General features: G+C 59.4%; 7 protein-coding genes. 6 read left to right on the forward strand and 1 reads right to left on the reverse strand.

The window, feature by feature from the left end; all coding sequences use genetic code 11:
• The first annotated feature begins 61 nt into the window (after nt 1-61).
• On the forward strand, nt 62-2,233 hold the full coding sequence (gene selD / locus ATO10_RS13745; protein WP_035252548.1) for a selenide, water dikinase SelD: 2,172 nt from the start codon (nt 62-64) through the stop codon (nt 2,231-2,233).
• On the opposite strand, the gene mnmH is transcribed toward selD, so the two are convergent.
• Nucleotides 2,220-3,281, reverse strand: coding sequence for a tRNA 2-selenouridine(34) synthase MnmH (gene mnmH / locus ATO10_RS13750; protein WP_051598154.1), 1,062 nt, complete (start codon nt 3,279-3,281; stop codon nt 2,220-2,222). The two genes, selD and mnmH, sit on opposite strands and share 14 nt — an antisense overlap.
• Before the next feature lie 143 nt (nt 3,282-3,424).
• Here mnmH and ATO10_RS13755 point away from each other — a divergent pair, with 143 nt between their 5' ends.
• From ATO10_RS13755 to glpD, 5 genes are all read left to right on the forward strand, one after another.
• Nucleotides 3,425-4,810 carry a bifunctional enoyl-CoA hydratase/phosphate acetyltransferase gene (locus tag ATO10_RS13755; RefSeq protein ID WP_035252549.1) on the forward strand — a complete coding sequence of 462 codons (1,386 nt, stop codon included), beginning with the start codon at nt 3,425-3,427 and terminating at the stop codon, nt 4,808-4,810.
• Nucleotides 4,807-5,961, forward strand: coding sequence for an acetate/propionate family kinase (locus tag ATO10_RS13760; RefSeq protein ID WP_035252568.1), 1,155 nt, complete (start codon nt 4,807-4,809; stop codon nt 5,959-5,961). Before ATO10_RS13755 ends, ATO10_RS13760 begins: the two co-directional genes overlap by 4 nt.
• 114 nt (nt 5,962-6,075) lie before the next feature.
• Entirely contained in the window at nt 6,076-7,290 is a 1,215-nt protein-coding gene (locus ATO10_RS13765) for an acyl-CoA dehydrogenase (RefSeq protein WP_035252550.1), read from the forward strand.
• Between the two features lie 103 nt (nt 7,291-7,393).
• Complete coding sequence (locus ATO10_RS13770) at nt 7,394-8,845, forward strand: Glu/Leu/Phe/Val family dehydrogenase (RefSeq protein WP_035252551.1); 1,452 nt, start codon at nt 7,394-7,396, stop codon at nt 8,843-8,845.
• A gap of 116 nt (nt 8,846-8,961) precedes the next feature.
• Nucleotides 8,962-10,563: a glycerol-3-phosphate dehydrogenase gene (gene glpD, locus ATO10_RS13775; protein WP_035252552.1), complete on the forward strand. Its 1,602-nt coding sequence runs from the start codon at nt 8,962-8,964 to the stop codon at nt 10,561-10,563.
• Nucleotides 10,564-10,779: the final 216 nt, after the last annotated feature.

Here is a 10,779-nt window from a genome sequence, read left to right on the forward strand (position 1 = left end):
GCTCTTTCTCTGATTGTTGCGCGGGGTTACAGTTCGCCGAACCCGCAATGAAAGGCCGCCAATGCACGCCCCGCTTCCCCTGACCCGAGAACTGGTTTTCATTGGGGGAGGGCACGCCCATGCGTTGGTGTTACGACAGTGGGGCATGAAGCCTTTGCCCGGGGTGCGTCTGACCCTGATCAACCCCGATCCCACCGCGCCCTATTCGGGGATGCTGCCCGGATTGATTGCGGGGCATTACCAACAATCCGACCTAGAGATTGATCTGGTTCGGCTGGCCCGGTTTGCCGGGGCACGGCTGATTCTGGGGCGGGCAACCGGGATCGACCGCGAAGCCCGGCTGATCCATGTCGAGGGCCGTGCGCCGGTGTTTTATGACATCGCCTCGGTCGACATTGGCATTACCACTGACATGCCAGATCTGGAGGGGTTTGCCGAACATGCAACCCCGGCCAAACCTCTGGCGGACTATGTTGAACGCTGGAAAACGCATATTGAACAGGCGCGTTCTGGGGCTGTCGCTGAACGCGTTGTGGTGATTGGCGCAGGTGTCGCCGGCGTAGAGCTGGCATTGGCAGGCGCGCACAGATTACGCCAAGCCGGTCTGAAAGGGCAAATTACGCTGCTTGAGGCTGGCGATGCGCCGCTGCGGGACATCGGCAAAGGCGCGCGCGCCGCGCTTTTGACGCAGTTGCAGATGCAGGGGGTTGATCTGCAAACGGGTGTGCGGGTCCGGCGGGTCACCGCGCGCGGCGTGGAACTGGCCGATGGCTCGGTGATCGACGGGGGCATGGTCTTGGGCGTCGCCGGGGCGCTCCCGCAGGCATGGTTGCAAGAAACCGGACTGACCCTGACGGATGGGTTTATTGATGTCGGACCGGACCTGTGTGCGCTAAGCGATCCGCGCATTTATGCAGTGGGGGATATTGCCCATCTGACCCACGCGCCGCGCCCCAAGGCCGGTGTCTTTGCGGTGCGCGAAGCACCTTTTCTGGCGGCCAATCTGCGTGCCGATCTGACGGGGGGGGAACGCAAGGCCTATCATCCGCAGAAAGATTACCTAAAGCTGATCACCACAGGGCATAAGCGCGCTGTCGCTGATAAGCTTGGCCTGCGGCTTGAGGGCGACTGGCTTTGGCGCTGGAAAAACCAGATCGACCAGAAATTCATGGCGCAGTTTCGAGATCTGCCAGATATGAACGTTGCTCAGGCCATTCCTTCTGAGGCCGCCGAAGGGGTTCAGGAAATTCTGGATGGTGCGCCTTTGTGCGGTGGGTGCGCTGCAAAACCCGGGGCGCAAGTGCTGCGCGATGGGCTGGCGCACATCCCCGCACCCACGCGCCCGGATGTAATTTTGGGCGTAGGGGATGACGCGGCGCAACTGCGGTTTGGCGATCAGGTTCAGGTGATTTCAACCGACCATCTGCGCCCCTTCACCGAAGACCCCTATGTCCTGGCCGAAGTCGCGGCTTTGCATGCTTTAAGCGACGTCTGGGCCAAGGGCGCGGCGCCTCAGGCAGTGCTGGCCCATGTAACCCTACCGCGCATGCGCCCGCGTATGCATGAACACATGCTGCGCGAGATCATGACCGCCGCCCACCATGTCGTGCGCGCCGCCGGAGCGGACTTGGTGGGCGGACACAGTTCTGTCGGTCCAGAGCTGTCAGTGGGTTTTACGGTGACGGGATTGGTGAAAACGCCCGTGGGATTGAATGGCGCGCAGCCGGGTGACGCTTTGGTTTTGACCAAGCCACTTGGGGTTGGCACGATCTTTGCAGCCGAGATGCAAGGCAAGGCGAATGGCCGCCATGTTGCCGCAGCTTTGGCCCAGATGCGGCAACCGGTGGCCAAGGCCTCGGGTTTGCTGGCGCCCATCGCCCACGCGATGACGGATGTCACCGGCTATGGGGTGATCGGGCATCTTGATACGATTCTGACAGCGTCCAATGTTGGCGCAGAAATAGAGCTGGCCCTCGTTCCGTTTGCGCCCGGCGCCGTCGAGCTGGCGCAACAAGGCGTGCGTTCGTCTTTGTTTGATCAGAACCAAAAGCTGTTGCAGGGGATCGGTGCGCCAACCCGCGCGGAACACGCTTTGTTGGTTGATCCACAGACCAGCGGCGGCTTGCTGGCTGCGGTGCCCGCAGACCGCATAGAGCAGGTATTGGATGCGCTTGGCGATGAGGCGGCGCGGATAGGTTGGGTGACCGCACAGTCGGGGATCACGTTGACGTAAAGCCCTCGACAAGCCGGGTGATCTGTTGGGCCGCATCTGTCAGGTGGTCTGGGGCCAGCCCCGGCAGCGATAGCCGCGCAATGGTGCGGTCCTCATAGCGTGCGCGCTGCCGGGTATAGCGTGGGTCGTAATGGCTCTGCATCAATTCCTGCGCCAGAATCTGCATCTGGCCAGCGCGTGCCATTTGCTTCCACGCGGCGATTTGGTCGGCAGCGTGACGATCCGACAAAGCGTCGATAATTTCTTCCAGCCGCGCTTGGTCTTGTGCCACATCGCCATAAGCCCGGGTCAGATAGGCGGCGCGTGCGTCCAGACTGGCCGACACCTCGATCCGGGGCGCTGTTTTCATCGCCCCCCAGATTGTCGGCGGCAGATTGATTTTACCGACTTTGCTGGACTCAGCCTCGACCAGCATCGGGCGTGCCGGGTCAAGGTTGGACTGTAGCTGTGCCAACGCTGATTCAAACGCTTTTTGGCTGGGCTGCCCGCCCGCGCAGGCGCCAAACAACGAGCCGCGATGATTGGCGAGCCCTTCCAGGTCTAAAACTTGAACACCGTTCAATTTGGCGAGGTGCAAGAGCGCGGTCTTGGCGGTGCCTGTATTGCCATCCAGCATCACGACGGGGCAGGGCCATGGTGTGCTTTGCATTGCATGACTGACCAAACGGCGATAGGCGCGGTAACCTCCCTCCACCGTATCAGCCCGCCAGCCAATTTGGCGCAGGATCAGAGAGAATGATCCTGACCGCTGCCCGCCGCGCCAGCAATAGACCAGCGGGCGATAGCCGTGTGGGCGGTCGGCCAGAGACTCCTGAATGTGGCGCGCAGCGTTCTTGGCCACCAGTGCGGCGCCAACTTTGCGGGCCTCAAAGGGATTTACCTGTGAGTAGATCGTGCCGACCTTGGCGCGTTCTTCATTGCTGAGCACCGGTAGGCTGATCGCGCCGGGAATATGATCCTCGGCGTATTCAGCCGGGGAACGCACGTCGATGATGTCATCAAACGGCAGGCTGTTCAGATCGTTTAAAGAGGCAAGTGTCACCGGCATATCCGTGTTTGTAGGCTTTGCGGGCACAAAGCGAAAGTTTTGATCTGCGTCATGGCCTTGAGCGCGACAGTGGTCTTTGACCTGTCATGTGGGAGGGATACGCTGGCGAAACTATTGGTCCAGGTTTTTTGAGGGATGCGAGTATGAGCACGCATAAGAACGTTCCGTGGGATGCGCTTGAGATCGGCATGGAAGCCGAGGTCACCCATCTGTGCAACGCCGAGGACTTCTACGTCTTCGCCAACGCCTCGGGAAATCTGAACCCGTTGCATTTGCCCAAGGAAGACGGAGATGCAGATGGTCAACCCGAAGCAGTCGCGCCGTCCATGTGGATGGGGGCGTTGATTTCAGGGGTGTTGGGCACCTATCTGCCCGGGCCGGGGACGCTGTATAAAGATCAGACGCTGACGTTTCTAAGCCGCGCCCATGCTGGGGATACGATCACAGCCAAGGTGCGGTTGGCCTCAAAGGAAGAGGGGCGTCTGGCGCATTTCGACACTTGGGTCGAAGCCGAAGACGGCAGCCGTATTGCCGAGGGTCGCGCTACGGTGATCGCGCCTGACAAAGCGGTCGAGGTTGATTTGGATGATGTTCCGGGCCTGACGGTTCAGACCCATCGCCATTTTGATCACCTGTTGCATCTGGCAGAACCATTGGACCCATTGATCACCGCCGTGGTTGCCCCCGAAGATGACGCGTCGCTGGGCGGGGCGCTACTGGGCTATCAGCATACGCTGCTGACGCCCATTTTGGTGGGCAATGCCGCCAAGATCAAAGCTGTCGCTGATGAGATGGGCGAGGACATAAGCCATCTGGAACTGATCGACATCCCGGATCATTCCGCGGCGGCAGCGCGGGCCGTGCAGCTGGTGCACGAGGGCCGGGCGCAGGCGTTGATGAAGGGGCATCTGCACACCGATGATCTGCTGCGCCATGTGGTCGACAAGGAAAAGGGCCTGCGCACCAATCGCCGCCTGACCCATATCTTTGCGATGGATGTACCGGGGTTGGACCATTTGCTAATGGTCACCGATGCGGCCATCAACATCACGCCTGATCTGAAAACCAAGGTCGATATCGTCCAAAACGCGATTTATCTGGCTGAAGCTTTGGGGATTGATCAGCCCAAGGTCGGCATCCTGTGCGCCGTAGAGGTGGTCAACCCACGCATGCCCTCAACGATTGATGCGGCGGTGTTGTCGAAAATGTCGGATCGTGGGCAGATCAAGGGCGGTCTGGTGGATGGCCCCTTGGCGATGGACAACGCTGTTGATCTAGAGGCCGCCCGGACAAAGGGCATACGATCAGCCGTGGCCGGTCATGCGCAAATTCTGGTGCCCCCTAACCTTGAAGCCGCGAACATGCTGGCCAAAGAGCTGACCTTTCTGGCCCATGCCATGGCAGGCGGAATCGTGTTGGGCGCGCGCTGCCCGATCATTCTGACCAGCCGCGCCGACGATGAACAATCGCGGTTGGCGTCCTGCGTGTTGGCGGTAATGATGCGCGAATGGAAGAAGACCCAACCATGAGCGATCAGGCCATTCTGACGATCAATGCCGGATCGTCCTCGATCAAATTTTCGGTCTATGAGAACGGGGAGCAACTGCACGAACTGGCCGTGGGGCAGGTTGAAAAGCTTGGCCCCAATTCCCGGTTCGTATTGGAAGCGCCACAGCAAGTGACCGAAGATCTTGGCGCCACCGATCATGCCAGCGGTCTGCAGGCCATCCTAAAGCACCTGCCGCCTTTCCTTGACGGGCGAGAGGTGACCGGCGTAGGGCATCGGATCGTGCATGGCGGGCCAGAGTTCACCAAGCCGGTGCAATTGAACGACGCCGTTCTGGATCATCTGGCCAGCTATGAGCCTCTGGCGCCGTTGCATCAGCCCTATAACCTGTCGGCGGTGCGCGCCGCGATGTCGGCCTTCCCCCTAGCGGTTCAGGTGGGGTGTTTCGACACGGCATTTCACCGGGGCCACCCTTGGGAACATGATACCTATGCCCTGCCGCGCCGGTTCTATGATCAGGGGGTGCGCCGTTATGGGTTTCACGGGCTTAGCTATGAATATGTCTCAGGGCAGTTGGCCCGGATCGCGCCGGATCTTGCGCAGGGCCGGGTGATCATCGCGCATCTGGGCAACGGCGCGTCGATGTGTGGCCTTAAGGGCGGGCGTAGCCATTGTTCGACCATGGGTTTTTCCGCTGTTGAAGGGTTGGCCATGGGCACGCGCACCGGACAGATCGACCCGGGGGTGATCTTGTACCTTCAAGACCACGAAGGGTTAAGCACCCAAGAGGTCACGCAGCTGATTTATCGCCAGTCGGGACTGAAGGGCTTATCGGACGAAAGCCATGATATGCGGACGCTCTTGGCTTCGGACAAACCCGAAGCCGCGCAGGCGATCACCTATTACATCACCCGCATTCGCCATGAAATCGGCGGGATGGCTGCTGATTTAGGCGGGCTGGATGCGTTGGTGTTTACCGGCGGGGTCGGTGAAAATTCTGACGTCATCCGAGCGCGTATTTGTGAAGGGATGGGCTGGCTTGGGCTGGGCCTTGATCAGGCGGCAAATGCGGCGCATCAACCCGAGATCGGCACAGGCAAGGTCCGCATTTTCGCGATACCAACAGACGAAGAAAAGGTGATCGCCCGCGCCGTCGATCGCTGTTTGGGCTAGATAGCGCGGGATCTGGATCCGCGCTGTTCCCAACCATTTGGCGTGTTATATCACGCTGGACAATCCGAGGTGTTCGGCGCAGGGTCGGGGAACTCGTTCTGCAAAGGAGAAAGCATGACACGCGATCTTGCTCCGCAAAGCCGCCCGGATCTGGGTGCGTTTAACTGGGAAGACCCGTTTCTTTTGGACGACCAGCTGCACGAAGACGAGCGTATGATCCGCGACAGCGCTTTCGCCTATGCGCAGGAAAAGCTGCAGCCACGTGTCATGCAGGCCTACGCCAACGAGCAGACCGACCCCGAGATTTTCGCTGAAATGGGGGAAATGGGCCTGCTGGGGGTGACCATCCCGGAAAACTACGGTGGGTTGGGGGCGGGGTATGTCAGCTATGGCCTGATCGCGCGCGAGGTCGAACGCGTGGACAGCGGCTATCGGTCGATGATGTCGGTTCAGTCTTCTTTGGTGATGTATCCGATCTATGCCTATGGCAGCGATGAACAGCGGGACAAGTACCTTCCCAAGCTGGCCTCGGGCACGTGGATCGGCTGTTTTGGTCTGACCGAGCCTGACGCGGGATCGGACCCCGCTGCGATGCGGACCACGGCGCGCAAGGTCGATGGGGGCTATGTGCTGAACGGCACGAAGATGTGGATATCAAACAGCCCCATCGCCGATGTGTTTGTGGTGTGGGCCAAGTCTGACGCCCATGGCGGTAAAATCCGCGGCTTTGTGTTGGACAAGGGCACCAAGGGGCTAAGCGCGCCCAAGATTGAGGGCAAGCTTAGCCTGCGCGCCTCGATCACCGGTGAGATTGTGTTGGACAATGTCGAACTGGGTGATGAGGCGCTGTTGCCCCATGTCGAAGGGCTGAAAGGCCCGTTCGGTTGTCTGAATCGCGCGCGGTATGGCATTGCCTGGGGCGTGATGGGCGCCGCCGAGTTTTGCTGGCATGGCGCACGTCAATACGGGTTGGATCGTAAACAGTTCAACCGGCCATTGGCGCAAACGCAGCTGTACCAGTTGAAACTGGCCAATATGCAGACGGAAATCAGCCTTGGCCTGCAAGCTGCTTTGCGAGTCGGGCGGCTGATGGATGAAGGCCGCGCCGCGCCGGAAATGATCAGTATGATTAAGCGCAACAACTGCGGCAAAGCGCTAGAGGTGGCCCGCGCCGCCCGCGACATGCATGGCGGCAATGGCATCAGCCAAGAATTCGGCGTGATGCGGCACATGGTGAACCTTGAAACGGTGAATACCTATGAGGGCACCCATGATGTGCATGCATTGATTCTGGGGCGGGCACAGACCGGGTTGCAGGCGTTTTTCTGACCTTGGGCAAAAACCGGTAACAGATCGCTAAAACCCTCTTGCTAAAGTTTATTTTCTGCTCAAATGTTGAGCATGGGAAAATCTGTATGTGAAAGGGCGCGCGATGCTTCATCCCCCTCCCAAGGCCAGTACCACCCCCGAACTCAGCTTTCGTCAGTCTGTCGACATGATGTTCAACCGGGCTGTGTCCAATATGGACCTGCCGCCGGGGCTTGAGGAGAAAATCAGGGTTTGTAATGCGACCTATACGGTGCGGTTTGGCGTGCGGCTACGCGGGCAAATTCACACCTTTACCGGCTATCGGTCGGTGCACTCTGAACATATGGAGCCGGTCAAAGGCGGTATTCGATACGCCCCCACTGTGAACCAGGATGAGGTCGAGGCGCTGGCCGCGCTGATGACCTATAAATGCGCACTGGTCGAGGCGCCGTTTGGCGGTTCAAAAGGTGGGCTGTGTATCGACCCAAGAGACTGGGACGAAGGCGAACTTGAACAGATCACCCGCCGTTTCGCCTATGAGCTGGCCAAACGCGATTTGATCCACCCGTCCCAAAACGTCCCTGCCCCGGATATGGGCACCGGCGAACGCGAAATGGCATGGATTGCCGATCAATATGCGCGGATGAACACCACCGACATCAACGCGCAAGCCTGTGTGACCGGCAAACCGGTGCATGCGGGCGGTATTTCTGGGCGGGTCGAGGCCACCGGGCGCGGCGTGCAATATGCCCTGCGGGAGTTTTTCCGGTATCCGGAAGACGTCGCCAAGGCAGGGATGAGCGGCACTCTGGATGGCAAGCGCGTCGTCGTTCAGGGGCTGGGCAACGTGGGCTATCACGCGGCCAGTTTCCTGAGCAACGAAGATGGCGCGCGGGTAATCGGGGTGATTGAGCTTGACGGTGGGCTGTTCAGCGCCGACGGGCTGGATATCGAAGCGGTCTCAAGCTGGATCCGCAACCATGGCGGGGTCACCGGCTATCCGGATGCTGAACACGTGGCTGATGCTCACCACCTGCTTGAGGTCGATTGCGATATTCTGATCCCCGCTGCGGTGGAAGGAGTGATCAATCGCACCAACGCAGATCGCATCAAAGCCCCGCTGATCATCGAAGCTGCGAATGGCCCGGTTACCGTCGCCGCCGACGAGGTCTTGCGTGACAGGGGCACGGTGATCATTCCTGACCTCTATGCCAACGCCGGCGGTGTGACGGTTTCCTATTTCGAGTGGGTGAAAAACCTGTCGCATATCCGCTTTGGCCGCATTCAGCGCCGTCAGGAAGAGGCGCGCCACCAGCTGGTCGTGGACGAGCTGGAGCGTTTGTCAGAACTGCTGGGGGATGCGTGGTCCATGTCACCGGACTTCAAGGAAAAGTACCTGCGCGGCGCGGATGAACTTGAGCTGGTGCGCTCGGGCCTCGATGACACGATGCGTGGCGCCTATCAATCCATGCGCGCGCTTTGGCACGAAAATGAGGCGATAACCGATCTGCGCACAGCGGCGTTTTACTGTTCAGTTGAAAGAATTGCCCACAGCTACACATCTAAAGGTCTGTGAACGCAGCGGCATAAAAGGAGCCGCTATCTTGCGAAATGGCCAGTCTGTCGCAATCCTATGATCTCGCACCGCTAAAACCGGCCGGTGGGATGACAGGACGCCAGTTGAGGGCCCGAATGACGCAGACTTTCGACGTGTTGGTGATTGGCGGAGGCATCAATGGATGCGGGATCGCGCGGGATGCAGCGGGCCGTGGTCTGAAGGTCGGCCTTGCCGAGATGAACGACATTGGCTCGGGTACTTCATCGGCCTCGACCAAGCTGTTTCATGGCGGGCTGCGCTATCTGGAGTACTTTGAGTTCCGCCTTGTGCGCGAAGCCCTGATCGAGCGCGAGATCCTGCTGCGCACCATGCCACATATTTCATGGCCGCTGCGCTTTGTCCTGCCCTACCACGAAAGCATGCGGTTCGATTTAACCACGCCAACATCGAAACTGCTGAGCTTTGCGATGCCGTGGATGAAAGGTCGGCGCCCCGCATGGCTGATCCGTTTGGGCCTGTTCCTGTACGATTCCCTTGGGGGGCGTAAGATTTTACCCGGGACAACCCGTCTTGATCTTCGGGACGCGCCCGAAGGAAAACCGCTGAAGTCGAAGTTTTCCAAGGCCTATGAGTATTCGGACTGCTGGGTCGAAGATTCTCGGCTGGTGGTTTTGAACGCGCGCGATGCTGATGCGCGTGGCGCCACTATTATGGTGCGCGAAAAAGTGGTCCGGGCCAGTGCCGACGACGGTGTCTGGAGCGTGACTCTGCAGAACACGGAAACCGGCACCGAACGCGAGGTGCGGGCCAAGCTGGTGGTGAACGCAGCGGGGCCTTGGGTGGGTGATGTTCTAAATGGCCCGCTGAAAAGCGAAGATCAGACGGGCGTGCGCTTGGTGCGCGGTAGCCATATCGTGACGCGCCGTCTGTTTGATCACGACAAATGCTACTTTTTTCAGGGAACGGATGGGCGAATCATCTTCGCGATCCCCTATGAAACCGATTTCACCCTGATCGGCACGACCGACGCCGAGCACAAAGACGCGTCGGTTTCACCCAAATGCACGCCCCAGGAACAACAGTATCTGATCAACTTCATCAATCAGTATCTGGATGCGCCGATTGCGCAGAAAGATGTGGTCTGGACCTATTCAGGCGTGCGCTCACTTTATGATGACGGTGCCGCCACCGCGAGCGCCGCGACACGGGACTATGTGATCAAACTGGACAATACCCACGCCGCGCCCGCGCTGCATGTATTTGGCGGTAAAATCACCACCTACCGCTGTCTGGCGGAAAGCGCGTTAGAGGAAATGCAGCAGGTATTTCCCGGCCTTTCGGGCCCATGGACCGCGGGCGTGGCCCTGCCTGGCGGAGATTTCCCGGTGGATGGCGTTGATGATCTGATCAGACGGTTGCTTGAACAGTTTAGCTTTCTGTCTCCACGTTGGGCCAAACGGCTGGTGCGAGCCTACGGCACCGATGCGGTTGTGATGCTGAACGGCGCGCGCGACGCGCAAGATTTGGGCATCGACTTCGGTGCGACGCTGACCCAGCAAGAGGTCGTCTGGCTGATGGATCATGAATACGCGCGCGATGCTGGCGATATCGTCTGGCGGCGCAGTAAGCTTGGGCTGCGTATGAGCGCGGCGCAAATCGCAGAACTGGATATTTGGATGAAGGCGCACCGTGCCGCCACGGCGGGCCCAGATGACTCGGCAGGTTCCCTGTTTTAGTGCTGCACAAATAGGGCGCATGCGAACCTGACACGCGACGCTTTTATCACAGGCGCCACCAAAGCGATGGATGCTTAAGTTTATGTGCCCTGTGAACATTGACGAGACCATGCTGTTAGCGCTAAAGCTCGCGCTAACATTGTGATGCGCTAGAGGAGAACGACATGACCGTAAAAGTAGCCATCAACGGCTTTGGGCGGATTGGGCGTAACGTTC

Source organism: Actibacterium atlanticum, from assembly GCF_000671395.1.
Taxonomy (GTDB): Bacteria; Pseudomonadota; Alphaproteobacteria; order Rhodobacterales; family Rhodobacteraceae; genus Actibacterium_D; species Actibacterium_D atlanticum.

Bases quoted from the DNA above. Each gene is read 5' to 3' on its own strand.
- selD (WP_035252548.1), top strand. From the start codon at position 62: ATGCACGCCCCGCTTCCCCTGACCCGAGAACTGGTTTTCATTGGGGGA.
- mnmH (WP_051598154.1), bottom strand. From the start codon at position 3,281: ATGCCGGTGACACTTGCCTCTTTAAACGATCTGAACAGCCTGCCGTTT.
- ATO10_RS13755 (WP_035252549.1), top strand. From the start codon at position 3,425: ATGAGCACGCATAAGAACGTTCCGTGGGATGCGCTTGAGATCGGCATG.
- ATO10_RS13760 (WP_035252568.1), top strand. From the start codon at position 4,807: ATGAGCGATCAGGCCATTCTGACGATCAATGCCGGATCGTCCTCGATC.
- ATO10_RS13765 (WP_035252550.1), top strand. From the start codon at position 6,076: ATGACACGCGATCTTGCTCCGCAAAGCCGCCCGGATCTGGGTGCGTTT.
- ATO10_RS13770 (WP_035252551.1), top strand. From the start codon at position 7,394: ATGCTTCATCCCCCTCCCAAGGCCAGTACCACCCCCGAACTCAGCTTT.
- glpD (WP_035252552.1), top strand. From the start codon at position 8,962: ATGACGCAGACTTTCGACGTGTTGGTGATTGGCGGAGGCATCAATGGA.